The organism is Romboutsia weinsteinii (genome assembly GCF_002250835.2).
GTDB classification, from domain to species: Bacteria; Bacillota; Clostridia; order Peptostreptococcales; family Peptostreptococcaceae; genus Romboutsia_A; species Romboutsia_A weinsteinii.
Window position 1 is genome coordinate 1 of the sequence record NZ_NOJY02000025.1, and the last position, 25,482, is coordinate 25,482.

Annotated in this window: 25 protein-coding genes and 1 pseudogene; 19 read left to right on the forward strand and 7 right to left on the reverse strand. The window is 28.7% G+C overall.

The features are described 5' to 3' along the window. The first annotated feature begins 70 nt into the window (after positions 1–70). Complete coding sequence (locus CHL78_RS13040; protein WP_094369189.1) at positions 71–262, forward strand: DUF1450 domain-containing protein; 192 nt, start codon at positions 71–73, stop codon at positions 260–262. 77 nt (positions 263–339) lie between these two features. Here the strand turns inward: CHL78_RS13040 and CHL78_RS13045 are convergent, their stop codons facing one another. After that, on the reverse strand, positions 340–1,242 hold the full coding sequence (locus tag CHL78_RS13045; protein WP_094369188.1) for a YARHG domain-containing protein: 903 nt from the start codon (positions 1,240–1,242) through the stop codon (positions 340–342). A gap of 158 nt (positions 1,243–1,400) precedes the next feature. Here CHL78_RS13045 and CHL78_RS13050 point away from each other — a divergent pair, with 158 nt between their 5' ends. Continuing rightward, a complete protein-coding gene (locus CHL78_RS13050; RefSeq protein WP_094369187.1) occupies positions 1,401–2,282 on the forward strand; it encodes a DUF2628 domain-containing protein in 882 nt (293 codons plus the stop codon). A gap of 102 nt (positions 2,283–2,384) precedes the next feature. On the opposite strand, the gene CHL78_RS13055 is transcribed toward CHL78_RS13050, so the two are convergent. Continuing rightward, positions 2,385–2,909, reverse strand: coding sequence for a 2'-5' RNA ligase family protein (locus tag CHL78_RS13055; protein WP_094369186.1), 525 nt, complete (start codon positions 2,907–2,909; stop codon positions 2,385–2,387). Between the two features lie 235 nt (positions 2,910–3,144). Between CHL78_RS13055 and CHL78_RS13060 the strand changes: the two genes are divergently transcribed. The 9 genes from CHL78_RS13060 to CHL78_RS13095 all read left to right on the forward strand — a co-directional run bounded on the left by CHL78_RS13060 (position 3,145) and on the right by CHL78_RS13095 (position 12,712). Next, positions 3,145–3,816 carry a PspA/IM30 family protein gene (locus CHL78_RS13060; protein ID WP_094369185.1) on the forward strand — a complete coding sequence of 224 codons (672 nt, stop codon included), beginning with the start codon at positions 3,145–3,147 and terminating at the stop codon, positions 3,814–3,816. Between the two features lie 99 nt (positions 3,817–3,915). Further along, positions 3,916–4,590: a hypothetical protein gene (locus tag CHL78_RS13065; protein ID WP_094369163.1), complete on the forward strand. Its 675-nt coding sequence runs from the start codon at positions 3,916–3,918 to the stop codon at positions 4,588–4,590. A 1-nt stretch (position 4,591) separates the two neighbouring features. Then, positions 4,592–5,167 (forward strand): hypothetical protein, encoded by a 576-nt coding sequence (locus tag CHL78_RS13070; protein WP_094369164.1) that lies wholly within the window; start codon positions 4,592–4,594, stop codon positions 5,165–5,167. Between the two features lie 156 nt (positions 5,168–5,323). Next, entirely contained in the window at positions 5,324–6,145 is an 822-nt protein-coding gene (locus CHL78_RS13075; protein WP_116041500.1) for a nitroreductase family protein, read from the forward strand. Positions 6,146–6,606: 461 nt separating this feature from the next. Next, entirely contained in the window at positions 6,607–7,869 is a 1,263-nt protein-coding gene (locus CHL78_RS13080) for a cation:proton antiporter (RefSeq protein ID WP_116041502.1), read from the forward strand. Between the two features lie 290 nt (positions 7,870–8,159). Further along, the gene (locus tag CHL78_RS13085) at positions 8,160–10,661 is read left to right on the forward strand and encodes a heavy metal translocating P-type ATPase (RefSeq protein WP_094367584.1); all 2,502 of its coding nucleotides are present in this window, start codon (positions 8,160–8,162) and stop codon (positions 10,659–10,661) included. A 407-nt stretch (positions 10,662–11,068) separates the two neighbouring features. Continuing rightward, positions 11,069–11,245, forward strand: a complete 177-nt coding sequence (locus CHL78_RS21595; RefSeq protein WP_408638620.1) for a CPBP family glutamic-type intramembrane protease — start codon at positions 11,069–11,071, stop codon at positions 11,243–11,245. Then, positions 11,235–11,405 carry a hypothetical protein gene (locus tag CHL78_RS20800; protein WP_158540699.1) on the forward strand — a complete coding sequence of 57 codons (171 nt, stop codon included), beginning with the start codon at positions 11,235–11,237 and terminating at the stop codon, positions 11,403–11,405. The genes CHL78_RS21595 and CHL78_RS20800 overlap by 11 nt, the downstream gene beginning before the upstream one ends. Before the next feature lie 275 nt (positions 11,406–11,680). Further along, positions 11,681–12,712 carry a BMP family lipoprotein gene (locus CHL78_RS13095; RefSeq protein ID WP_094367586.1) on the forward strand — a complete coding sequence of 344 codons (1,032 nt, stop codon included), beginning with the start codon at positions 11,681–11,683 and terminating at the stop codon, positions 12,710–12,712. Between the two features lie 20 nt (positions 12,713–12,732). Here CHL78_RS13095 and CHL78_RS13100 read toward each other — a convergent pair whose 3' ends face one another. Beyond that, positions 12,733–15,522: a calcium-translocating P-type ATPase, PMCA-type gene (locus CHL78_RS13100; protein ID WP_094367587.1), complete on the reverse strand. Its 2,790-nt coding sequence runs from the start codon at positions 15,520–15,522 to the stop codon at positions 12,733–12,735. A 398-nt stretch (positions 15,523–15,920) separates the two neighbouring features. On the opposite strand from CHL78_RS13100, the pseudogene nhaA reads away from it, so the two are divergent. From nhaA to CHL78_RS13125, 5 genes and pseudogenes are all read left to right on the forward strand, one after another. Continuing rightward, positions 15,921–17,045 (forward strand): annotated as a pseudogene (gene nhaA, locus CHL78_RS13105) (Na+/H+ antiporter NhaA); the annotation flags it as partial. Positions 17,046–17,246: 201 nt separating this feature from the next. Continuing rightward, the gene (locus tag CHL78_RS13110; RefSeq protein ID WP_094367589.1) at positions 17,247–18,521 is read left to right on the forward strand and encodes a sensor histidine kinase; all 1,275 of its coding nucleotides are present in this window, start codon (positions 17,247–17,249) and stop codon (positions 18,519–18,521) included. Continuing rightward, positions 18,502–18,858, forward strand: coding sequence for a response regulator (locus tag CHL78_RS13115; RefSeq protein ID WP_094367590.1), 357 nt, complete (start codon positions 18,502–18,504; stop codon positions 18,856–18,858). The genes CHL78_RS13110 and CHL78_RS13115 overlap by 20 nt, the downstream gene beginning before the upstream one ends. A gap of 378 nt (positions 18,859–19,236) precedes the next feature. Then, positions 19,237–19,911 (forward strand): response regulator transcription factor, encoded by a 675-nt coding sequence (locus CHL78_RS13120; RefSeq protein WP_094367591.1) that lies wholly within the window; start codon positions 19,237–19,239, stop codon positions 19,909–19,911. Next, positions 19,892–21,205 carry a sensor histidine kinase gene (locus tag CHL78_RS13125; protein WP_094367592.1) on the forward strand — a complete coding sequence of 438 codons (1,314 nt, stop codon included), beginning with the start codon at positions 19,892–19,894 and terminating at the stop codon, positions 21,203–21,205. Before CHL78_RS13120 ends, CHL78_RS13125 begins: the two co-directional genes overlap by 20 nt. A gap of 197 nt (positions 21,206–21,402) precedes the next feature. Here CHL78_RS13125 and CHL78_RS13130 read toward each other — a convergent pair whose 3' ends face one another. Then, entirely contained in the window at positions 21,403–21,936 is a 534-nt protein-coding gene (locus CHL78_RS13130) for a permease (protein ID WP_094367593.1), read from the reverse strand. Then, on the reverse strand, positions 21,936–22,415 hold the full coding sequence (locus tag CHL78_RS13135; RefSeq protein ID WP_094367594.1) for a permease: 480 nt from the start codon (positions 22,413–22,415) through the stop codon (positions 21,936–21,938). The genes CHL78_RS13130 and CHL78_RS13135 overlap by 1 nt, the downstream gene beginning before the upstream one ends. A gap of 126 nt (positions 22,416–22,541) precedes the next feature. On the opposite strand from CHL78_RS13135, the gene CHL78_RS13140 reads away from it, so the two are divergent. Beyond that, positions 22,542–22,772: a hypothetical protein gene (locus CHL78_RS13140; RefSeq protein ID WP_094367595.1), complete on the forward strand. Its 231-nt coding sequence runs from the start codon at positions 22,542–22,544 to the stop codon at positions 22,770–22,772. 419 nt (positions 22,773–23,191) lie between these two features. On the opposite strand, the gene CHL78_RS13145 is transcribed toward CHL78_RS13140, so the two are convergent. Both CHL78_RS13145 and CHL78_RS21455 read right to left on the reverse strand, forming a co-directional pair. Next, complete coding sequence (locus CHL78_RS13145; RefSeq protein ID WP_094367596.1) at positions 23,192–23,416, reverse strand: hypothetical protein; 225 nt, start codon at positions 23,414–23,416, stop codon at positions 23,192–23,194. A 153-nt stretch (positions 23,417–23,569) separates the two neighbouring features. Then, positions 23,570–23,710, reverse strand: coding sequence for a hypothetical protein (locus CHL78_RS21455; protein WP_330408633.1), 141 nt, complete (start codon positions 23,708–23,710; stop codon positions 23,570–23,572). A gap of 335 nt (positions 23,711–24,045) precedes the next feature. Between CHL78_RS21455 and CHL78_RS13155 the strand changes: the two genes are divergently transcribed. Together CHL78_RS13155 and CHL78_RS13160 are read left to right on the forward strand one after the other, a co-directional pair. Continuing rightward, positions 24,046–24,693, forward strand: coding sequence for a hypothetical protein (locus tag CHL78_RS13155; protein ID WP_094367597.1), 648 nt, complete (start codon positions 24,046–24,048; stop codon positions 24,691–24,693). A 101-nt stretch (positions 24,694–24,794) separates the two neighbouring features. Then, positions 24,795–25,454, forward strand: coding sequence for an HAD family hydrolase (locus CHL78_RS13160; protein WP_094367598.1), 660 nt, complete (start codon positions 24,795–24,797; stop codon positions 25,452–25,454). Positions 25,455–25,482: the final 28 nt, after the last annotated feature.

The window sequence follows — 25,482 nt, forward strand, 5'->3', positions numbered from 1 at the left end:
AGATGTGTATAAGAGACAGGTACTGGGGTATTAATATGTTAAATAAAAGACTTAAGAGGAGGACAAGATAATGGTTAGAGTATGCCCATATTGTTCAAATGTAGATGTAGAAAAATTAAAAGAAGCAGTTGGAGAAGAAAATGTTAAGACTGGTTGTGTAGGAATGTGTAGAGCTTACAAAACTGAGTCTGTTGGGAAAATAGATGGAGAAGTAGTAATAAAGCAAACAGAAGCTGAATTTATAGAGGCTTGTAAAAAATAATTTAGTAATAAAAAGGCTGAAGATAATATGTAATTTACATATTATCTTCAGCTTTTTTGTATATATATACTTATTTACTATTCAAATTTGAGTATTAAATTAACATTGGCTTTTTCAATTGAGTTAAGAGAGCTTACACTTCCTGAAGCGTATAGATTTGGTATATACCATGGCATACTATTAAAATAACTTTTATAGGGTTCAGTTTTAAAAATATACCCATGACGAGCAAATATTTCATTTCTAATAAAACCAAGTGAATCTTTATCATAACATGATAGTTCTGAACTAGTAAGATGCCTTCTATCGCTATCTGGGATAAAATAGTAGTTAGATGATTCATCTGCATATACAGGAGATCCATTTTTGTAAACATAAATTCTTTCTGTAATATGTGTTTGAGTATTATAGTTATCAGAAGATTTTTTTACTAAATCATTATAGTACTCAAATTGTTCAACATCATATCCATATATAGTTGCGTTATCAAGATATAACCATGTAGTTTCATAGTTATTGTTATTAAAATTTTCTTCTGCTTTTTTTATATATATTATTATATATAATTTATCAAGGTCTTTCTTTAATAGAACTGAATCTAAAGAAGATAAGATAGACTCAGCTTCATCAGTATCAACATCAGCAATACTTTTGTTTATTTTATCTACTAAGTTAGTATCATAGTTTATTTGTAGAGCTTTAGAGTAGTATGAAATTTTAGTAGATATAGTATCTTCGCTATTACCCTTATGAATATAGTAAGATATCATAAGGTCATTTCTAAAAAGCACACCACAAGACAGAATAACTAATATAACAAATACTAAGCAAATAAGTACTGATAATTTAGTCTTGGAATTAATCTTAGGTTTTGTATTTAATTTTGTAGAGGTGTTGTTTTCAACTGTACTTTTTCCGCAGTTATTACAAAATAAATCATTATTTTCAAGTTTATTACCGCAGTTTGAGCAATGCTTCATTAAAGTACCCCCAAGTAATATAGTATAAACGATTAATATATTTATATTAATTTTATAGCTATAAAATTCTACTAACTTGAAGAATCAAAATAACTCATATAGAAGTGAAATTATGAATAGTTTTTTATAGAATGAAAAATTAATTAGGGGGGAGTACTATGAATGAGATAAAAGATTATAAATGTAAAATTTGTAATAAAGATATTATTGGAGGAGAAACAATAATTATATGTGAATGTTGTAAGTCAGTATATCACCAGAAATGTCTTGAAGATAACAAAAAAACGTATGAAGCTGGTGAACTAGACTTTGTTGTAGATATTGACAAAGAAAATGCTGATAGTGTAGGAGATACAAAACCATGTCCAGTAAATAAAGAAAAGGACTATATAGAATCATCTGATTTAACTTATTTATATTGTGCAAGCTGTGGAAATAAAAACTCTATTGATAGTAAATTTTGTACAATGTGTGGAACGAAAACATGCAAAGAAGAGAGATCTATAAAAAATTCAAATAACTTAAGTCATGAACAACATGAATATAATAAAAGTAATCGGTCTAATTTTGATAATAAAGATATTGAGAATTTCATAAATAAAAATACTGAGTACTATATTACTAAATTTAAATCTATTAAAGAAACAGGTCAACAAAGTAGTTGGAATTGGCCTGCTTTTTTAATACCTGGCTACTGGGCCTTGTATAGAAAAATGTATCCCGTTGGAGCAATAATAATAGTAACAAACTTAATACTTTCATATAAATTAATGTTGGGAGCTATAGTAGGTTTAGGAATTTGTATATATTTTGGGATGTATGGCAACTCAGTTTATTTGAAGCATGTTGAAAGGCAATTCAATGACATAAAATTTCTAGATGATAATTCAAGAAAAATGGCAATAGGTCAAAAAGGTGGTGTTAACCTAGGTCTTGCAATAGCAGTACCAATTATAATATTCGTATTAATATTTTTAATCCTAATACCAATAATTATTGGCGGAATAGCAAGTATATTTATGGGATATGGATTTTACTAGGTAAATAAAAAGGATATAAGGCTCATTCATATCCTTTTTAATATTAGAATAAAAGCTCACTTAAACTATAGTAATACAAACTATTATAGTATAAAAATAACACTATAATAGTTTGTATTCTTTATGAAGTACCCATGTATTATTTTGCCATTTGTATATAGAGATGTTATCAAAATTACAGTTAAAATTACATGGTATTTCATTTACATAATCCCGAAGTTCAGAAAAAATTGGTTGAATTTTTTTAGAACTTACAGTAACATGAAAAATTTTATCTTTGCCTTCTTTAGGTTTAAAGTTGATATAATCTAAAGTATTTAATTTATCGATTAACTTATCATGTAAAATCTGTCCTTCTTTACTCATAAAGACCTTCATATAAATTACCCTATTATCAAAAGAATCGTATCCTTTAATATTGTATAAACAAGAGTTATTATTCAATGAAAAGTCCTTAAGTAATAACTCTAAATCGTCGATATTTTCGCTTTCAAATGGAGACTTGATTGTGAAATGTGCGGGAAGCTTTGAAGATTTAGCACCTAATTTTTCATATACTTCTTTTCTTAGATTGTTATTAAAATTACCAGCCTTTCCTTTAACTACACTTACAATTACATATCTCAATTTTATTTCCTCCAATTCTTAACTATATGTACATTATTACATCTCATATTAGCAGAGTAGAAAAATGTCGTTTTTTTAATGAAAATAAACGAGCTATAAAATTATGATTTATCTTTAATTTTAACTTGAGATGCATTATTATATTATTAATATGAACAATAATAACTATTATATTATAAGATATATAACATTGAAAAAATAAAACTTATGTAAAATAAGAAATGGAGAGATAACTATGAGTTTCTTTAAAAGGTTAAAAAATGTAGTAAGCGCAAAGGCTAATAAAGCTTTAGAAAAGCACGAAGATCCAATTGAATTATTAGATTTATCAATAACTAAAAAAGAAAAATTACTTCAAGATGCTAAAAAACAATGTGCGAATTTTATAGCGTCTGTAGATAGTATAAGAAATGAAAGAAAAGAACTACAAGAAAAGGTAAATAAATATGAAGAAGCTACTAAGGCTGCAATATTAAAAGAAGATACAGAAAAAGCTCAAGATTTTGTAAAGCAAAAACTAGAGCTAGAAGAAAAGTTAGGTCAAACTAATATAAGAATAAAAGATCAAGATGATAAAATACAGACAATAAAAAGTAAAATACAAGAACTAGAGATAGAGATCTCTAAGATGAAATCTAAAAAGCAAGAGCTTGCTACAAGACTTGATGTTGCAGAAATTAGTAATGAAATAAATGAAACTTTAGCAGGGCTTAATGATGATAATGGAATAAACCTAGACGAGTTAGAGAAAAAAGTTTCGCAAAAAGAGAATTATGGCAAAGCTTTAGAGGATCTAAAACCAAAAGATGAAGATGCTTTATTAGATGACTATATAAATAATTCTCCAGCTGTAGATTCAAAGGTAAATGATGAACTTGAGAGAATAAAAAAACAAATGGAAAAGTAAAAAGTTAGGGGGAGATAGTGAAGAGCTGTCTACCCCTATTAACATAAGAGGGAAATATTAGCTTAATATGTCCTATATTGTTGTGGAGGAACTGTGTACATGAATGAAAGAATAGAAAAAGAAAAAAGTAAATATAATAAAATTTATACTGATTTGGTATTTGCTTCTGATGATTTAAAACAGATGCTAGATGAGAAAGAGCTTAGTAAAAGAAGTTTTCTTAATAAAGTAGACACTCTAAAAGATTATATGAACTTTTTAGATAATATAGAGAAAGAAGAAAATGATAATAAAGGATTCTTCAAAAAAATATTAAAAAAGCAACAAGACCCAGAAAATAAAATTGATATATATTTAACTAAAAATAGGATACTAGACATAGACAAATTAAATAAATGTAGAAGTTGTAAGTGTAAAAATTGTGTTAGCCATTGTAGTATGAATCATTGCTATAATTGTAGGGATAAAGAATATGTGTCTGAGTGTAATAAAAAGAATACACTTCTTACGAATTCAAGTGATACTGTTACCCTTTATCAAAATGGAGAAGAATATATATTTAATGTAAGAGCATATTTAGTAGAAAGAGATGAAGAGGGGAATTTTTCAAGATATGTTTATTTAATAGATAGTAAAGATTATGATAATCAGCATATATTAAAGTATAGCAAATTTAAGGGTGAAGAAAATTACGAGTCTGTTATTGAAGATGATACTCAAGATGAACTTGTTAGAATTAATGATAAATTTATAGAAATGGGGTTAAGAGTGTAAGATGAAAAAATATAATAAAAAGCTGATATGCTTTTTAACTACATTTATTCTATTGTTTACTTATATAGCCATGTTATACTCAAGTGTAGAAATATACGCTCAAGAAAGCAAGAGCTATGTAGTAGTATCAAACAGTAGCGGTACTAAGCCAAAATCAGGAAGCTTTAAACCAAGTAAAAGTGGTAATTTTTCTACAAAGCCGAAATCAACCATACTAAAACCGGATTCGGGAAGCTTTTCAACGAAACCAAACAATAATTCAGACAGTAATGCAAAAAAGCCTAGTAGTAGCATAAAGCCAGACTCAGGAAAGTTCTCAACTACTAATCCAAATACAAATGATAACTCTAATAATACAAATAAAAATAGTAGTAGCGGAAGCTATAAAGACCACGGGGGAAATAGGTCATCAAGACCAATTTTTAGCTCTAGAGGATTTTATGGATACTCTAATCCGTTTTATGGTATGATGTATGGATTTAGAACTAGTTCATGGATAACTAAGCTAGTTGTTATTATTACGATAATTATAATAGTGTATATAGTTATTGATTTTATAAGAAACAGAAGAAGATAAATTATTATTATGGCTATCTTGAAATATATTTAAGATAGCTTTTTTATATACTAAGGGATTATAAAAGTATTCTCTAGCATGTAGCTCCAAACTATCTGGTTTGTGGAGAAGTTATACTTAAATTATAATAAGGAAGATTTATACAGGAGGAATATTATGGATGATAAAAATTTACTAATTGACAATATTGACATAATCAAAATAAGAAAATCTGTTAGAAATTATAAAGAGGAGCTTTTAACTAAAGATGTAATTGATAAATTAGATAGCTATATGAATATAGTTTCGAATCCATTTAATGAAAAAGTAAGGATTAAATTAATTGAAGGAGAACAAGATCAAAAATTAGGAACTTACGGGGTAATAAAGGGTGCTAAGATGTACTTAGGAGCAGTATGTGAAAATGGAGATTTTGACTTAGAAGCTTTAGGTTATGAATTTGAGAAAGTAGTTCTTTTTGCTACTAAGCTAGGTCTAGGAACTTGCTGGCTAGGTGGAACATTCAATAAAGGTAATTTTACTAAGGTAATGGAAGTTAAATCAAACGAAAAGTTTCCTATTGTTTCACCTATAGGTTATACTTCTGATAGTAAGCGATTAATAGATTCCCTAGTTAAATTTACAGCTAAGTCAGGTCAAAGAAAAAAGTTTAAAGAAGTATTTTTTAAGGATGATTTTAATAATCCATTGAGTGAAGATGACTCTAATAAGTATTTAAATTCACTTGAAATGGTAAGAATAGCACCATCTGCAGTAAACGGTCAACCTTGGAGAATAGTATATAAAGAAAATAGGATAGATTTTTATAAAACTAAGCCATCTAGAGACATGAATAGAATAGATATGGGAATAGCGCTTGCTCATTTTCATATAAGTTGCAATATTGAAGGAATAGAAGGTATGTATAAAAAAGTATCTAGAAATGAAATAATAGATAATGATAGTTATGAATATGTAATATCGTGGATAGAAAAGTAGAGTATCATATTTTATTAAAATTAATACAATATATTAATAAGCAAACTTAGGAGATGGTTTTATATGGGTGGTTTCAATATGATGATATCTGGAATTGTTGAGGTTTTCATAATATTTGGAGCGCTTTATCTGTCTACAGTAATTACAAGTAAAATATTAAATAGTAGAAAATAAAAATAGACCTAAATTTAGGTCTATTTTTATATTGTAATAAGTAAGGGTCTAGAAAAATACTTTAGCTTTGATATCAAAGCATATACTCACATATTTAATATACATAACTTACAATCATTGATTTGTCATAACAAAGATTATCCATAAAAAATATAAATAACAATCATAAAAAAGTAAAATGATTAGGAATCTAAATAAAACTATTGACGTCACTATAAGAAAGGAATATAATCTATTGTTATTGAAAGAGTAAAACATGTATCGCAAAAAAAGGAGATGGATTATACATGGAAAGTACAGTTGAAGCGATAGCAACAAATAATCTACTAATAATTTTTGCAGCTATAGCTATAATAGGTATAGTTTTAGGTAAACTAAGCGAAATTTTAAAAGTACCAGATGTAATACTTTATTTAGTAGCAGGAATTATAATAGGACCATCATTATTAAATCTAATAAGTGTTCAGGCTTTTCCTATAGAGAATAACCTAATACTTACTTTTGGTTCCGCATTTATATTATATGAAGGTGGAAAAGAGATAAATCTAAAAGTATTAAACAAAGTTAAAATCAGTGTTGGAATGCTAGCAACTGTTGGTGTTGTAGTATCAGCGCTAGTAGTAGGTGTTGCATCAGGTAAGGTCTTTGGTCTTCCAATTATGACAGCTTTACTTTTAGGTGCAGTGGTTGCATCTACAGACCCGGCGGCACTTATACCAGTATTTAAACAAGTTACAATAAAAAATAAAATCAAACAAACAGTAGTTAGTGAATCAGCGTTTAATGATGCTGTTGGAGCAATACTTGTTTCTACTTTACTTGGCGTGGTAACAAGTGGTGAATTTTCAGCAATGAAGAGTGTAGGAGAATTATTAATATCAACAGTAGTAGGGGTATTAATAGGATTAGCAGTTGGATATCTTTTAACTGTTTTAGTATCAGATAAAAAGTGGGGGGTATTCCATTCATATGCTCCTATAATGTCTATATTAAAAGTTGCCTTAGCATATGAGTTAGCTACTGTACTACATGGAAGTGGATATATGGCAGTATTTATTGCTGGTCTTATAGCTGGGAATAAAAAGCTATTTGGGCTATGGATACCTGAAGAAGATTTCCACTCAGAGCATATCTTCTCAGAGAGTATAGGATCACTTTCTCGTATGGCTATATTCGTAGTACTTGGAACACAAGTAAACTTAGATGCACTTTCTAAGTACTGGGCTCCATCATTACTGATAGTTCTTGTATTAATGTTTATAGCAAGACCATTAGTAGTGTTAATTTGTACTATGTTTGACAAAGATGCAAAGTGGACTTTTAAAGAAAAACTATTTATGATGTGGGTAAGGGAGACTGGTGTTATACCAGCTGCACTATCTGGAATAATTGTATCGATGAAATTACCAGGATATGAAATAATATCGTCAGTTGTATTTATGACAATACTTGTAACTCTAATAGTACAGGCAAGTACTACTAAATTAGTAGCTAAGAAACTGGATGTATTAGAAGAAGAAAATACTGAAGTAGTCGAAAATATAGCTTAAAGTTCATATTTATATATTAAACAGACTAGGATAAGCCTAGTCTGTTTTTTTAAGCCTTAATAACGGGGATGTTCTTTATGCTGTTTGAGAGATTAGCGAAGTTAATTCTCTATCGTGGGATTTAATAATAGAAAATGAGCAGAATATAAATATTAAAGATATCTAACTGCATACTATAAAATACTTGATTTTAATATAAATGTGTTTTAATATACCTATTAGGGGTATATAAAAAATATGATTCATTATACATAAAAATACATAAAATAAAAAATGAGAGGTGATTTAAAGTGAGCAAAAGCACAGTAAATGAAAATTATAAAATAAGTGGTATGAGTTGTGCAGCATGTGCAAAGGCGGTCGAAAGAGTTGTCAAAAAACTTGACGGAGTAGAAGGCCAAAGTGTAAATATAGCAACTGAAAAACTGAATATAGAATACGATAAGTCTAAAGTTAGCTTTGATGAAATAAAATCAGTTATTGAGAAGGCCGGATACGGAGTAGAGGAAGAAAAGAAAAACAAAGATGTAGACATGAAAATAGAAGGTATGACTTGTGCAGCATGTGCTAAAGCAGTAGAAAGAGTAGTAAAAAAATTAGACGGGGTTGAGAATGTTAGCGTTAATATAGCAACAGATAAGGCTAATATTAGTTATAATCCATCAAAGGTAAAGTTAGTGGAAATAAGATCGGCAATAGAAAAAGCAGGTTATAAACCAGTAGAAGAAAACTTAAATAAAAAAACTGATGGAGTAGATGAAGATAGGATAAAAAAAGAAAAGGAAATGAAAACTTTATTTACTAAATTTATTATTGCAACTATATTTGCAATTCCATTATTTTATATAGCCATGGGGCCAATGGTTCCAAAACCAATAGGACCATGGCCAGTACCTGAAATAATAGACCCAATGAAAAATACATTAAATTTTGCAATTATACAGATAGTTTTAGTATTACCAATAATGGCTGCAGGATATAAATTCTATATAAATGGAACAAAATCACTTTTAAGTGGAAGCCCTAATATGGATACTTTAGTTGCAATAGGAACATCAGCTGCATTTTTATATAGTTTATATACAACTATACAAATAGCAAATGGAACTGTTGAAACTATGCACCATCATCAACTATATTATGAAAGTGCAGGTATAATAATAGCACTTATTTTATTAGGAAAGTATCTAGAAAGTAGATCTAAAGGAAAAACTTCAGAAGCTATTAAAAAGCTTATGGGACTTCAACCTAGAACTGCAATAGTTATATCAAATGGTCAAGAAATTGAAACTCCAATTGAAGAAGTTGTGGTTGGTGACGTTATATTAGTAAAGCCAGGAAGTAAAATACCTGTGGATGGAATAGTAATTGAAGGTCATACTTCGGTAGATGAATCTATGCTTACAGGTGAAAGTATACCAGTAGAAAAAAATACTAGGGACAGAGTAACAGGAGCTAGTATAAATAAAAATGGTATGATTAAATTTAAAGCAGAGAAAGTAGGGAGTGATACTGCCCTTGCTCAAATAATCAAATTAGTAGAAGATGCTCAAGGTACTAAGGCACCTATTGCTAAGCTTGCAGATACAGTATCAGGATATTTTGTACCAGCAGTAATTTTTATAGCTTTAGCGGCTGCATTACTTTGGTATTTTGTGGGTGGAAAAGATTTAGTATTTTCACTTACAATATTTATATCAGTATTAGTAATAGCTTGCCCATGTGCACTAGGACTTGCAACTCCTACAGCTATAATGGTAGGTACAGGAAAAGGCGCAGAAAATGGTATACTTATTAAAGGTGGAGAAGCACTAGAATCTACTCATAAAGTAAATACAATAATATTTGATAAGACAGGTACAATTACAGAAGGTAAGCCAAAGGTAACAGATATTGTATTAAGTGAAGGAGTAGACGAACAATACTTTGTAAAAATAGCTGCAAGTGCAGAAAAAGGATCTGAACATCCGCTTGGAGAAGCCATAGTAAAGTGTGGAGAAGAAAGAAATATTGAATTCTTAGAAGTTAATGATTTTAAAGCTATACCGGGTCATGGTATAGAGGTAAGTATAGATAACAAAAAAGTTTTATTAGGAAATAAAAAACTTATGAATGATAGGAATATAAGTCTTTCTAGCTTAGAACAAAAATCTGATGATTTAGCTAGAGAAGGAAAGACACCAATGTATATTGCTATGGATGGTAATATATCTGGAATAATTGCAGTAGCAGATGTTGTTAAAGAAAGTAGTAAAAAGGCTATAGAAAAGCTTCATAATATGGGTATCAAAGTAGCTATGGTTACAGGTGACAATAAAAAAACTGCTGAAGCTATAGCCAAACAAGTTGGTATTGATATTGTACTTGCAGAAGTATTACCAGAAGATAAATCTAATGAAGTAAAGAAATTACAAGATAAAGGAAACTTTGTTGCAATGGTAGGAGATGGTATTAACGATGCACCAGCACTTGCAAAGGCAGATATAGGTATAGCAATAGGAAGTGGTACAGATGTTGCTATGGAGTCTGCTGACATAGTGCTTATGAGAAGTGACTTAATGGATGTTCCAAATGCTATTAAGCTAAGTCATGATACTATAAAAAACATAAAGCAAAACTTATTCTGGGCATTTGGATATAACACAGTAGGTATACCTGTAGCAGCAGGGCTATTATATATGTTTGGAGGACCACTATTAAATCCAATGATAGCAGCAGCAGCTATGAGTTTAAGCTCTGTATCTGTTGTATCAAATGCACTTAGACTTAAGAACTTTAAAGCCTATAAATAAAATAACTATCAAAAAAAATCTATCTACACTATAAGTATAGATAGATTCTTTTTATAAATTAAATTAACTAAATATAAATATGATTAAAGATTATAAACATTAAATTTGTAAGCTTATTCTTAGACTTATTTTCATGTATATTTGTAATACTAATAGTAGCATTTCGAATAAAGAAATATGAAAAAATAAAGCTAAGCGAAATTAAATTAATATCAGAACATTTAATTCAAAATTATATAAAAGGTTTTGGCATAGGGTTATTACAGATGAATCTAGTTACATTAATATTATTAATGATAGGTGTAGTAGAGATATAATTATTATCAAGTAAATTAGTTGGCTTCGAGGCAATACATTTAGTTGTAATTATAAGCATAGGTTGGATAATCCAAGGTGCATCAGAGGAATTGGTTACGAGAGGTTGGATGATGAATGTACCAGAAAAAAGATACAATACTACATTTGCAGTCATTCTATCTTTATCTTTATTTGCTCTATTACATCTAGAAAATCCGAACATTGATCTAATATCCATAATCAATATTATTTTAGTCGGATTAGTATTTAGCCTTTATGTTATATAAACTAATTGATTTATGGGGAGCATGTGGAATGCACTCACCTTGGAATCTTGTACAAGGAAATGATATTTTGACTGGTGGTTTATTTGGTCCAGAAGCTGGTATAATAACTACATTTGTTATAATTACAAGTATATTAATACTATTTAGTAATAATAAATAAAAAGAGAGGCATACTAGGGTAAAGAATTGTAATTCGAAATCTTATGGTAACTAATGGTATAATAATATTTCTTAAAATATATATTGACAAAAACTTTAAAAGATGTGATAATCGATAAAGAAAATGGCAGATATACTTTAATTTAGTTCAGAGAAACTAAGAAGGTACTTATATAATTTAAGTATTATTACCTAATACTATAATTTTGAGTTACCACCCTCTTGTTTTATAACAGGAGATTTTTTGTATACTGACTAGCATCAGGAGGAATTGACATGAAATTAAAAAAATTATTATCATTAGGAATGACTGCAGTTTTATCGACATCTTTATTAGTAGGATGTTCAACAAAAGATAAAAATGAAGGACAAAGTGGGAAGCAAATTAAAGTTGCTATGATAACTGACGTGGCAGGAGTAAACGACCAAAGTTTTAACCAAAGTGCATGGGAAGGTCTTCAATTAGCAGAAAAAGAATTAGGAATAAAAGCGAGCTACTTAGAATCAAAGCAAGATTCTGATTATGTTTCAAATATTGAAACTTTAGTAGATGAAGAAGTTGACTTGATAGTTGGTGTAGGTATGAAATTAGCTGATGCCATAAAAGAAGGTGCAGAACAATACCCAGAACAAAAATTTGCATTAGTAGATGAAACGTATGAGAATATACCAGAAAACGTTGAAACTATATTATTTAATGCAGAGCAATCAGCTTACTTAGTTGGATTAGTAGCAGGTAAGATGACAAAAACGAATAATGTTGGATTTATAGGTGGAATGGAATTACCAGTTATAGATACTTTTAAATATGGATACATGGCAGGGGTAAAAGCTGCTAACCCAGAGGCAACAATACAAGATCAATATGCAAACTCATTTACAGACCAAGCAAAAGGTAAGGCAATAGCTAACCAAATGTACTCAAAAGGTGCAGATACTATATTTATAGCAGGTGGAGATGTTGGAACAGGTGCTATAGAAGCAGCTAAAGAACTTGGAAAGTACGCAATCGGTGTAGATAGAGATCAAAGTAGCTTAGCTCCAGAAAATGTTATAACTTCAGCTATAAAAAGAGTTGATGTAGGTATATATGAGACAGTTAAAGGATTAGTAGAAGGAAACTTTAAAGGTGGAACTTCAACTACTTATGGACTTGATGAAAATGCAGTAGGTATAGCAGATACTACTAAAAATCTAGTACCACAAGATGTTATAGATTTCGTAAATGAACAAGCTGCTAAATTCCAAAAAGGTGAATTAACAGCTCCTAAAACTAAAGCAGAATATGAAGCAATAGTAAATAAATAATAAATACAAAAGCAAACTCATTAAGAGTTTGCTTTTTTTATATAACGAGAATATACACCTTTTGAATATTTCTTAAGTATTTTAAGTATAAGCTTAACTATTTCATTTAATATGAGTACAGTAGATGAAAGTAATATTATCTTAATCCACATGGACATACTTAAAGAAACTGCATTAAAGAAACCTTGGAATATCTGAGTAAAGAGTACTTGAACTACCCCTGTTATCAAAATAACTAGCAAAGCTAATTTATTTTTGAAAAAGTTTGGGAGAGTACTGTTAAATCCAAACTCTCTACAATTTAAAGCATTAAACAATGCACTAAATGCAAATAGAGAAAATATTACTGTACCTTGTTCGCTTTCTGAAGCCCCGAGAATATTAAATAAATACTGGGAGTATACTATTGAGAAGATTAGCATTGCATTTATAAATATATTTATCATCATAGATTTAGCGATTATCCCAGCTTTTCTGCTTATAGGCTTTCTATTTAAAACATAGTCTCTTACTGGTTCAAGTCCAAGTGCAAGTGCAGGTGGTCCATCCATTATAATATTTACCCACAACAATTGTATAGTTGTAAATGGCATCTCTCTACCCATCAGTTGAGATACTATGGCTATTACAAATGCAACAATATTTACAGTTAATTGAAACTGGATGAATCTTTGGAAGTTTTCATATATACCACGTCCCCATTTTATACCGTTAACTATTGTAGCAAAACTATCATCAGTTAATATAATATCTGCAGCATTTTTAGATACTTCAGTACCTGATATACCCATTGCAATACCAACATCAGCCTTATTAAGAGCTGGAGCATCGTTTATACCGTCTCCTGTTACGGCTACAACCTCTCCATTTTCCTGAAGGCAAGAGACTATCCTCATCTTTGTGTCAGGCTTACTTCTTGCAACTATTGATATATTTTTAATTTCTTCTTTTAAATCTTCATCATCTAAAGTATCAATATAGCTGGCTTCAACAGCTCTCTTACCATTTTTTAGTAATCCAATTTCTTCACCTATTGCAGTAGCAGTATTTATATTATCACCTGTTAGCATCTTTACTTCTACGCCTGCATTATATGCTATATCTATTGATTCTCTTACGCCATCTCTTAATGGATCTATTATACCTACAAATCCACTAAAAACTAAATCATTGGCATTATCAATAATACTTAAGTCACTATCTAAGGCAATTTCATTTTCTGCTGTAAGAGCAACTTCACTTAAAGAAGAATCAAACTTTTTATATGCAAATCCCAGCGTTCTCATTGATTTAATTTGAAGCTTTCTTATTTCACTAAGTAGTCTTTTTTGATATATAGGGTTCATAGGTACAATACTATTACCTTCTTGTATATAAGAGCATTTTTTTATTAATATTTCAGGTGCTCCTTTACATAATAAAATATTGCAACTATCTTTATTTATAAGCGATGACATTCTTTTTTTATCAGAACTAAATGGAACTTGAGAAATCAACTTTGTTTCTTTTCTAATCTTATTATAATTTCTGTCTATATTAAATAATAGTAGTGCACATTCTGTAGCGCTACCAATATATTTATATGTATAACAATCTTTTTCTAGGTCTGCAGTTGAGTTTATTATACAATTATCCTCAAAGTAACTATGACTAGTATAATTAGCCTTGTCCACATACTTTCCATCAATATAAGCTATTTCTACCATCATTCTATTTTGAGTTAGCGTACCGGTTTTATCAGAGCAGATGACTGATACAGATCCAATAGTCTCACAAGCTTCTTTTTTAGTTACCAAAGCATTAATCTTAGCCATCTTTTGCATAGTTATTGCAAGAGTAACATTTATCATAGTAGGAAGTCCCTCTGGTACTGTAGCTACTATCAATGCAATACAGACTAGATATATATCTTTTGCTGGTTCAAGGGATTGTAGAAAAGGTAATATACCGCTTGTATCAATTTTTATACCTCCACTGATTTGCATTTTAAATATCATAAAGAAGCAAAGAAGTGTAGCTATTATTCCTGAGATTAAAGCAATACTTCCTCCTAGTTTTCCAAGTCTTAATTGTAGAGGTGTTTCAGAATCTCCTGGAGCAAGGTTTTGTGCTATTTGTCCCATTTCAGTATGATCTCCAATTGATGTTACAACCATTACACCTCGACCATATGCTACAAGTGTACCTCCAAACACCATATTAATTTGCTTTGCGGGTATAGTATCTTGTTCTATTATCCCAGTTTTAGAATCCAAGATCTCCATATCTATTACTTCATCTGCTTTTTTTACTACATCAGCAGATTCTCCTGTAAGTATATCTTCTCTTACTTTTAAGTTTATAGATTCTAAAAGCCTTCCATCAGCAGGTATCATGTCGCCAGTTTCTATGTAAACAATATCTCCAGGAACAAGATTATTTTTTTTGATTTGAATTATTTTGCCATCTCTTAAAACTTTTACCTCAATATTTTCTGTTAACTTAGATAACGCGTGGGCAGCTTTTTTTGATTTACTTTCTGTAATTATACCGATTGAAATTCCAAGCAAAATAGCGCCGATTATTCCTAAAGAGTCGTGAAATTCTCCAACGAAAGAACTTACTATAGCTGCCCCCCATAATATTAATATCATAGGTTCAGTAAGACTTTTACCAAGCTCGTCCCAAAAAGATCTACCTTCCGGTATTGTAAATTCATTTAGTCCATATTTTTTCTTCCGCTCGTCTATATCACGGGAGTTTAACCCAACATCAGGGTTTACTTTTAAATATTTCAAAGCTTCATTTGTTGATTTATTATAGAACCTCATAATTTTATCCCCCTCGTAAGATTACGAATTTGTAAGAGTATATGATGCTATAAAATAATATATGCGTTTAATTATGTAATCAGATAGAAATTAGTAAAAAAGTTTTAATCTAAAATAATAATATTATGAAGTGAAAAACGTTTCGTTGATTATTTTTTAATACAACATTTTATAAAAATAAAAAAATCTTGATTAAATAAAGAAAACACGAATATTACTTAAATAAATAAAAGAATATTTTCGTATTTTGATTTGCGTTTTTGTAAAATATGAACCATAATTATATCGACACAGTATATAACAAAAGGAGGGAGATTTTAATATGCAAATTAGCAACATATTAAAAACAAAAAGAAATAAAAGATTTGAACCAGAGGTGTTAACCAGGCACGTTACTTGTAATATCAACGATAATCGCAATAATAGTCGCAAATAGTCCTTTAAAAGAACTGTATCATCATGTATTTAGTGGGATAAATATATTGCCAAACTTTAATGTACATATGCTAATAAATGACTTATTAATGGCAATTTTCTTCTTAGTAGCGGGGTGTGAGATAAAACATGAATTACTTCATGGAAATTTATCCACATTTAAAAAAGCATCATTCCCAGTAATTGGGGCTATTGGTGGAGTAACAATACCAGCTGTAATCTTTATTATATTTAATTATCAAACTAAGTTTGTAAATGGAATAGGGGTACCTATATCTACAGATATAGCTTTTGCTGTAGGAATATTTATGATTTTAAAAAATAAGTTAAATCCAGGTCTAAAAGTATTTTTATTATCTCTAGCGGTTGTAGATGATTTAATTTCAATACTAGTTATAGGTATTGCTTATTCATCACATATTAATCTTTTGGGAATAGTAGGGGCACTTGCTATAATGTGTATTTTAGTTTCTATGAACAAAATCCTAAAAATAAATAAAGCATGGCCATATCTATTAGCGGGAATAGTACTTTGGTATTTTGTTTATATAAGTGGAATACACTCAACAATAAGTGGAGTATTACTAGCAATAGCACTACCTTCTAGATCTTTAAAAAATGAAATTAGTTTATTAAATTTAGTCCAAGAAAAATTTTCACCTATTTGTAATTATATTATACTTCCGTTATTTGCATTTTCTAATACCGGAATAAACTTAGGTGTTAGTATAAACTATAGCGAGGTAAATACTCTTATGTCAGGAATAGTTATTGCATTAGTAGTTGGAAAACCACTTGGCATAATGTTATTTACATATGTAGCAACTAAGCTACATATAACTGAAAAACCACAAAATACATCATGGAGTTCTATTTTACAGGTTGGGATGCTTGCAGGTATCGGATTTACAATGTCTATATTTGTAGCAGAGATAGCATTTGGGTATAGCATTCAGATTATAGATGCGGCTAAAATTTCAATATTAATAGCTGCTATGGCGTCAATAGGACTTACTTATACGACAATAATATTAAGTAGCATATTGAGTAAAATTCATATTTTTTCTCGTGTATCTAGTGGGAGATAAATAATAAGTAAAATTAAATTTATTATATATAAAGGTTGCCTTAAAGTAATATATTTTAGGGCAACTTTTTTATTGATGGTAAAATTTAAGGTTATAATAATAGAAGATTTGTATGATTTTATTATAATTAACTGATATAATATATTCATATATTTTGACGAAATAGGTAAAACTAGAAAATAATCAGCAACTGGAGGAACAATGATAGAGAACGTATTTATAGTGTCCACGTATAAAACATGTACTATGCTTGCAATTTTATTGGTGCTAACTAGAGTAAAACTAGCAAAAGATATTTTGCATAGAGAAAAATTTACGAAAAATGACTTAATAATTATATCAGTAGTATTCTCTATATTAGCATGTCTTACAAATTATATACCCATTGAAGCATATGGAACAACTGTTTCAACTATTAGAGTGATAATAATATCTGGTGGGATATTATTTGGGTCGTTTGTTGGAATATCTTCAAGTATTATTGCAGGAATACATCTGTGGTTTTTTGACCAAGGATGTATAGTAGTAATACCAGAGATAGCCAGCATTATTATTGCAGGTATACTGTCAGGAATGGTATACAATGCTTGTAAGACTTGGGAGGTAGACGAAAAATATAAATGGATTTTGGGAATTATAACTGGTATAATAATACAAGGTTTGTCTATTTTTTACTTAACAAAAGAGATACAATTAGTGCTAGATAGTAATTATTTAACAATGAAAGAAATAATAAGTTTAAATAATTCGGCTTTAATGACTCAGTTACCTATTGGTATATTTGTATCGATTATAATTGACATACAAAGTGAGAGAGTGCAACTTATGAATCTGTCAAAGATGGCTGAGATGAAAAGTGAATTGAATAAATCAAAGCTTTTAATTTTACAATCACAAATTAATCCTCATTTTTTATTTAATACTTTAAATACAATTGGTATGTTGACAAGAATAAATCCAAGTGAGGCAAGATATCTAATTGTAAGATTATCTAAGTATATTAGGCATAATTTAGAATTAAAAGGTGAACTTATTAACATAAGTGAAGAAATAGAGCAACTAAACTGTTATATAGATATACAAAAGACAAGATTTAGAGATGAGTTTGAAGTGTTTTATAATATAGATGATGATGTAGATATCAAAATTCCAAGTCTTATAGTACAACCATTAGTAGAAAATGCATTAGAGCATGGAATCTTAAAAAGTGGTAGTAAAGGAAAAATATATATAGATATACACAAGGAATCTGAAGATCGGATTTATATAAGTATTGAAAACACAGGAATACCTATTGATGAAAAAGTAATAGAAAATATTAAAAATGATAATGTAAAGGGAAATAAAGTAGGTCTTTACAATGTAGACGTTAGACTTAAGCTTATGTATGGAGAAGGGCTTAATATAGTTAGGCTTGAGAACGGAACAAAGATGGACTTTTATGTAGGAGGACAATATGAAGGGTATAATAGTTGAAGATGAATACTTAGTTAGACAAGATTTACTATGTCTTATAGAAGAAAATGCTAAAGATTTAAAAATAGTAAAAGATTTTAATAATGGTGGAGGAGTATTAACATTTCTTAAAGAAAATAAAGTAGATGTTGTGTTTATGGATATAAATATTCCTTTAGTAGACGGAGTAAATCTAGGTCAAATAATAAAGAAATTATATAATGACATAAAACTTATTTTTATTACTGCACATGATGATTTCAAAGGTGTAGCTGAAGAAATAGGAGCATTTGATTATATTCTTAAGCCTTATGATGAAGATATGATAAAAGAGCTTATTGAGAGAGTAGAGAAATAATAACAATTATTTAGATAGCAAAGTAAATACTATATAAATAAAAGATGATTTTTATTTTTAAATAGAGAAGTTATGAAGTATAGTTAATAGTAAAAAATGTTACCAATAAATGTATAATATTTTTAAAGAAGGTAATAATAAAAATGTAGAAAATATTCTACTCCCCCAAAATACCATAAAGTATTCTATATTATCCTTGAGGCACTTACTATCGGAAAGTAAGTGCCTTTTTGTTATAAACATATATTATTTTTCTGTATGAATGAAGCAAAATAGTGTAAAATACAAGGATATATAAGATTTTTATACATAGATTCATATTAAATTCATACAGCTGATATAAAATATAATCATAAAAATATAAAGGAGTGAATTATAATGACTGCATCGATACTAGTAGTTGAAGATGATTCTAATATACAAGAATTAATAGTAGAGTTTTTAAGCTCAGAAGGATATGAGGTAGATTCAGCAAATGATGGTCTAGAGGGAATACAAAAGTTTAAACAAGGAAATTATGATTTGATCATTTTGGATATAATGATGCCAAACCTAGATGGTCACTCGGTTTGTAAAATGATTAGAAAAATATCAAATGCACCTATAATATTCTTAACTGCATTAAATGAAGAAAGTGATCAATTGAAAGGTTTTGATTTAGAGTGCGATGATTATATTACGAAACCATTTTCATTTAATTTACTTATAAAAAGAGTAGAAGCAGTACTTAGACGTGGTGTAAATAGTTGTAATAATGAAAGCTTTATGACGTTTGAAAAGCTAAGATTAGATTTAAATACATATAGTGCTCAAATAAATGATGAGGTGATAGAGCTTACACTGAAGGAATTTAATATATTAAAAAACTTAATAGAAAAATACCCACAGGTAATTACTAGAGAAAGTTTACTAGATACCATATGGGGTTATGATTATTATGGCGATACTAGAATAGTAGACGCTCATATAAAAAATATAAGGAAAAAGATTAGCTTACCTTATATAAAAACTGTGAAGGGAATAGGATATACACTTGAAAAGGATATTGGGTAACTTTGAAAAGATGAGTATAAAATATAAGTTATTCTCCATAACAACAAGTCTTTTACTAGCTTTAGCACTAATAATATACTTGTTTTTATACTTTTTACTTCCATCATATTATCATGAATATAAAATAAATACTTTGGAGAATAGTATATCAGACTTAGCTGAGCGTTCATACAAATATGATACAGATTTTCTAAAAACGAGGCTTTACAAAATGGCAGTGGAACAAAATTTATCATTACTACTTACAAAAGATAATGGTGAATATGTTTTTGGCCAAAAAGATATGATTCTTAAACAATATAATAAATATATATCTGAAAGAATAAATGGTCAATACTTGGTTCGAAAAAATGATAAAGAAGAGTATGCAACATCTGCAATTATATATACCAATGATTATCCATCAGCTTATAAATTAAACATACTTATGCCTCTACAACCAATTGAAGATGCAAGCAATATAATTAGAACATTAATTCCATATGTTGTTTTATTATCCATTTTTATAGCACTAATAGGAGCCTATATTTATTCAGTTGTTATAACCAAACCTTTGATTAATATTATTGAAAGTGAAAGAGAGCAAGAAAATAGGAGAAAAGAATTTGTAGCAACTATATCCCATGAGCTTAAGACACCAATAACAATAATAAGTGGGCAACTAGAAGGAATGATATATAATATAGGTAAATATAAAGATAGAGATGTATATTTAAAGAAATCCTATGATGCGACACAAGAGCTAAAAGACTTAGTAAATGAGATGATGGAGGTATCAAAGAGAGAAATTCTAGAACAAGATCTATCATTAAGTAAAATAAATATTAGTGAGCTTTTAAGCAAACTTGTAAAAAGACAGGCATTTTTAATAGAAGATAAACATTTAAATACACAACTTGAAATAAAGAGTAATATAGAAATATATGCGGATGAAGAAAAGATTACTAAAGCAATTAATAATATTATAAATAATGCAATTAAATATTCTCCAGAAGGTGAAGATATAATTATTAGGCTTTATATGAGAAATAACAATAAATCTTATAGAAGAAATAATAAAAATATATTGTATCTAGAAATTGAAAATACAGGTACTAGAATCGAAGAAAGGTATCTAAGTGAGATATTTAATCCATTCTTTAGGATAGAAAAATCTAGATCTAGAAAAACAGGAGGAAGTGGGCTAGGTCTTTATATAGTAAGCCAAATATTAAAGAGCCACGGATTCAAATATAGTATAAAAAATAAAGAGAATTCTGTAGTATTTACTATACAAATGGAAAATTTCAAATAGTGTTCATAAAAAACTCACAGTAAATTCATATAAGTGTAGTATTATATAAGTATAGAAGGACTAGCTTAAAAACATAATACAAATACCCTAATGTATGCAGTGGCAAATCTCCCTCACATCCTCCTATAGACTTGCCACTGCAAGATAAAGCCCATGATTCTCCCAATCATGGGCTTTATTACGTTATATTATGAAATTTAAGATTGTTTTTGGCGAAATTTATACCACTTTTTATTATTTACTATATAGCTTATAAGATATCCCATAATAATTACTCCGGGTAAGTCAATTAAAAGTCGAACAAAAGTAAATTTATACCCAAGTCCACCAATTTCAAATAATAGAGTAGATATTTTTATTACACACCATGAATTTAAAAAAATCATAATGTTGGAAAATTTCACCCCCTTTTTTAAGAGTACTGCAGTAAATGGAAATGCTGCATACATAGGTCCTGCAGCAAACGCAGCTATTAATACTGACAAAGTAACTCCAACAATTCCGGAATCTTCTCCCATGTATTTCATCATTGATTCTCTAGGTATCCAAACATCCATTAGACCAAGAAGTATCATAATTGGAGGTAGAACTTGTAGCATTTGAATTATACTAGATTCTGTATTAGTAATAACTCTTTTACCAAAGGTACTATCAAATATGAAGATAATAAAAACAATAATTATCCAAATAATTACATACTTATATCTGTTTAAAATAAATTTTATGTTCATTACTTAAACACCATCCCTACAAATAATGCAACGACAAAAGAGAATAAAAAGGCTAATATATTTCGTGCTAAAGCAGCTCTACGACCAATATATTTAGCCTCAAGAGTAAAAGTCATAACACCAACCATAGTAAGTGTAGAAACAAGAGCTGCAACTTGTGGATAACCAGCGCCACTTTGTAATAGAGCGCTTGACATTGAAAAAGCAACAAAGGTTGGCATTAATGTAATTGATCCAACTACTGAGGATAAAAATACTCCAACAAATCCTGAATTATCACCTATAATTTTAGAAATAGTATCTGTATCAATAACAGATAAAACAATTCCTATTACAATTACTACAGTAAAAAATTGTGGCATTATATTTTCAAAAGAAGTAAGTGCTTTTTTTAATGCAGTCTTAGTCTTATCTTTATCTTTGAAGAAAGAAAATGCAAGTAAAAATGCACAGAGTCCATAAAGAAAATAGGATGTCATACTAAACCACTCCTTTTAGTAAATTAAGTCTATAATTTATAATATGAAAATGATGTTTAGGAGTTAAATAATTCTATTATTTTTGGGAAAAATAATACAGATAAATAAAGAAAGAGGTGTTTTTAAATGGGAAATCTTAAACATGATATGGAACATATGAAAGATGATATAAAAAAAGGAGCACAAAAAGTAGGAAAAACAGTAAAAAATACTGCTGAAAATTTAAAGGAAGATGCACAAGGATTTGTAGCAAATGTGGAAACTAAAATGGAAGATGCTAAAGAAAAATATGAAGAAAAGAAATTTTCAAAAGAGATAAAGCATCAAATGGAAAAAGAAAATAAATCTATGAAATAGAGTGATAAGTAGATAATAGAAATAAAAGAACCAGAGTAGTCTAATCTGCACTAGTTCTTTTATTTTAGTGTATTTATAGAATTGAAAAATATATCATAAAATATTAAACAATAGCTTATATTAGGTAAAAGAAAGGGATTTGAGTATACTTGTAGAATAGTTATTAGAGATATTGTAGAATGGGGGGATTACTATTTTTAATAAAAATAGATTATTATGTATCGCTATATATATCATATTATTTGTATTAATATTTATAAGAGATATTAGAGATGCTTCAAATCCGGTAAATATAGTATTATTTATTATCTTAATATACTCGTTAACAAAATCAATATCAAAGAGTAATACTAAATATAAAAATAAGTAGTGAACATATTTATCACTACTTATTCTGAAATATATGAGTAAAATAAGTATTATTTTAATGTATCCTTGTGATTGACTACACCTAAATGATTAGAATAATCTTTTTGGGGATATGCATTATTTGAATTAACTACTCTAAATCCTCTTATATCAGTTGTTTCACTATCAGTACTTTCTTCTATATCCAGGTTATCCATTATATCTCGATATTGGTCACTGTATTTATCTAGATATATATTATCTTCTTCATTGGAATTGATTTTTTTCTTAGTCATAATAATCTCCTTTATAATAAAATAAATTTATTATAATAGTATTTGTAAAAAAGAAGTAGTTATGTAGCTTAGTATAAAAATATAAGTTATATTATGATAAGCAAGCAATTATCAAATTATAAGATATACCGATAATAGCTGAATACCTTCTAGCTAATTTGATTCTCCATCATGAGAAACTCTATTTGCAATTAGTACAGAAGCAATAAGTTCTGTTGCATTTCCAAATGTACCATTTAAAAAACTACCAATTTTTAGGACCAGAATAGTATAAAATCTCTTCAGTTCCTTCACCCATAAGTCCAGCCAGTGGTATTATAGATAAACAAGCATATATTTTATCACTTTCATTATACTACCTCCTTGCCAAATAAATCCATGATTAGATTTTCCTAACTTTATGTAAATTATAATAAATTATTGTATCGAGATTAGAATTAAAAAGTGTGTAATTGATATTAAATGAGGTAAATTTAAACAAATTGCTAAAAAAATAAAGGTATCTTTATCATGAATATATAATTTTAAATATATAAGGCTACTATCTTATATCAGAACTAATATTATAATATTTTGATGTAGTATAAGTAATAAAATAAATTTGATTGCATTTATGGGGGGATAATCAAATGAAAAAAATATTAATTATTTCAATATCAGTTTTAGTTGTATTAACTTTAGTAGCTTGGAATAATGAAGACTTAATGAAAGTTAATACAATATCAGTACCAAACAAATCCGTAACTAAATCTTCAGAGCTTCAACTAGACGAAAATCAAGAACAGCTAGAATTAGATCATACAGACATGAGTTTTGAATTTGATTTTAATGTAAATGGTAAGTATAATGGAGTGTCATTATGGGTTGAAAAATATGAATTTGGGGAAAAAGTAGATGATGCCACAAACCATGTTACTGCTGAAATAGAAGGTAATGGAAAGATTGTTTTTACAAGTGTTGAAACTAGTGGTGGCTTACAAGGAGGAACAAAAGAAAGGTTCAGTATATCAATTAATAGTGATAAAAGCGACAGAAAGGTGAATTCTATACAGGGAGTACTACCTAATCATGAAGATAATTACTCAGTATCATGGGGAAGTAATGAAGCTGCAAATAATCCAATTACAGAAAATATGGTACTAGCAAGCATTTGTTATTCTATTGAGGATGGTATAACTTTACCTTCAAGTGAATTTTACAATGACTTAGAAAATAATATAAATGAGATTAAAGATATAGATGAGGTTTACTTACTTAGATGTGAATTTACAGACTAATATGAATAAATTACTTTCTAATATTACTTTATTTTAAGGATAATCTTACTAAAAAATATTAAAATCATTTATTATAAATACAAATCATATTGAAGGAGCATATGAATAAAATAAAAGGGATTATATTTGATATGGATGGAGTACTAGTAGATACAGAGAGAATATCATTTATGTTTTGGAAGCAAGAACTAGAAAAATATAAAAAAGAAATGAGCAGAGAACTATATGGTTCTGTTATAGGAAGAAATAAAAAGGGCGTATTTGAAATTCTTAAATCAGAATTTGGTTCAGAACTACCTTTAGAAGAAATATATAGTGAAAAAGTAAATGCTATGCTGAAATATTTAGATGAAAATGACTTACCAGTAAAGCTTGGAGTGTATGAGATATTTGATTTTTTACAAGCTAGTGGTTATAAAGTTGCATTGGCAACCTCTACATTTAGAAAAATTGCAGTAGAGAGACTTGAGAGAATAGGACTTAGAGAAAGGTTTGATACTATTGTATGTGGTGATGATATAAATAACTCTAAGCCTGATCCAGAAATATTTATTAAAGCTGCGACACAATTAGGATTAGAACCGAAAGGCTGCCTAGTACTTGAAGACTCACCAGCTGGTATAGAAGCAGCTTTTAAGGCAGGTATACGAGTAATAAATATACCAGATCTAAAAGATCCAGATGAAATCATGAGAGAGCGTGCATGTAAAATATGTAATGATTTATTAGAAGTTAAGGAATATTTACTACAAACAAAATAAAGATTTAAACAAATATTATAAAAAATAA

Bases quoted from the DNA above. Each gene is read 5' to 3' on its own strand.
- CHL78_RS13040 (WP_094369189.1), top strand. From the start codon at position 71: ATGGTTAGAGTATGCCCATATTGTTCAAATGTAGATGTAGAAAAATTA.
- CHL78_RS13045 (WP_094369188.1), bottom strand. From the start codon at position 1,242: ATGAAGCATTGCTCAAACTGCGGTAATAAACTTGAAAATAATGATTTA.
- CHL78_RS13050 (WP_094369187.1), top strand. From the start codon at position 1,401: ATGAATGAGATAAAAGATTATAAATGTAAAATTTGTAATAAAGATATT.
- CHL78_RS13060 (WP_094369185.1), top strand. From the start codon at position 3,145: ATGAGTTTCTTTAAAAGGTTAAAAAATGTAGTAAGCGCAAAGGCTAAT.
- CHL78_RS13065 (WP_094369163.1), top strand. From the start codon at position 3,916: ATGAATGAAAGAATAGAAAAAGAAAAAAGTAAATATAATAAAATTTAT.
- CHL78_RS13070 (WP_094369164.1), top strand. From the start codon at position 4,592: ATGAAAAAATATAATAAAAAGCTGATATGCTTTTTAACTACATTTATT.
- CHL78_RS13075 (WP_116041500.1), top strand. From the start codon at position 5,324: ATGGATGATAAAAATTTACTAATTGACAATATTGACATAATCAAAATA.
- CHL78_RS13080 (WP_116041502.1), top strand. From the start codon at position 6,607: ATGGAAAGTACAGTTGAAGCGATAGCAACAAATAATCTACTAATAATT.
- CHL78_RS20800 (WP_158540699.1), top strand. From the start codon at position 11,235: ATGTTATATAAACTAATTGATTTATGGGGAGCATGTGGAATGCACTCA.
- CHL78_RS13095 (WP_094367586.1), top strand. From the start codon at position 11,681: ATGAAATTAAAAAAATTATTATCATTAGGAATGACTGCAGTTTTATCG.
- CHL78_RS13100 (WP_094367587.1), bottom strand. From the start codon at position 15,522: ATGAGGTTCTATAATAAATCAACAAATGAAGCTTTGAAATATTTAAAA.
- CHL78_RS13110 (WP_094367589.1), top strand. From the start codon at position 17,247: ATGATAGAGAACGTATTTATAGTGTCCACGTATAAAACATGTACTATG.
- CHL78_RS13115 (WP_094367590.1), top strand. From the start codon at position 18,502: ATGAAGGGTATAATAGTTGAAGATGAATACTTAGTTAGACAAGATTTA.
- CHL78_RS13120 (WP_094367591.1), top strand. From the start codon at position 19,237: ATGACTGCATCGATACTAGTAGTTGAAGATGATTCTAATATACAAGAA.
- CHL78_RS13130 (WP_094367593.1), bottom strand. From the start codon at position 21,936: ATGAACATAAAATTTATTTTAAACAGATATAAGTATGTAATTATTTGG.
- CHL78_RS13135 (WP_094367594.1), bottom strand. From the start codon at position 22,415: ATGACATCCTATTTTCTTTATGGACTCTGTGCATTTTTACTTGCATTT.
- CHL78_RS13140 (WP_094367595.1), top strand. From the start codon at position 22,542: ATGGGAAATCTTAAACATGATATGGAACATATGAAAGATGATATAAAA.
- CHL78_RS13145 (WP_094367596.1), bottom strand. From the start codon at position 23,416: ATGACTAAGAAAAAAATCAATTCCAATGAAGAAGATAATATATATCTA.
- CHL78_RS13155 (WP_094367597.1), top strand. From the start codon at position 24,046: ATGAAAAAAATATTAATTATTTCAATATCAGTTTTAGTTGTATTAACT.
- CHL78_RS13160 (WP_094367598.1), top strand. From the start codon at position 24,795: ATGAATAAAATAAAAGGGATTATATTTGATATGGATGGAGTACTAGTA.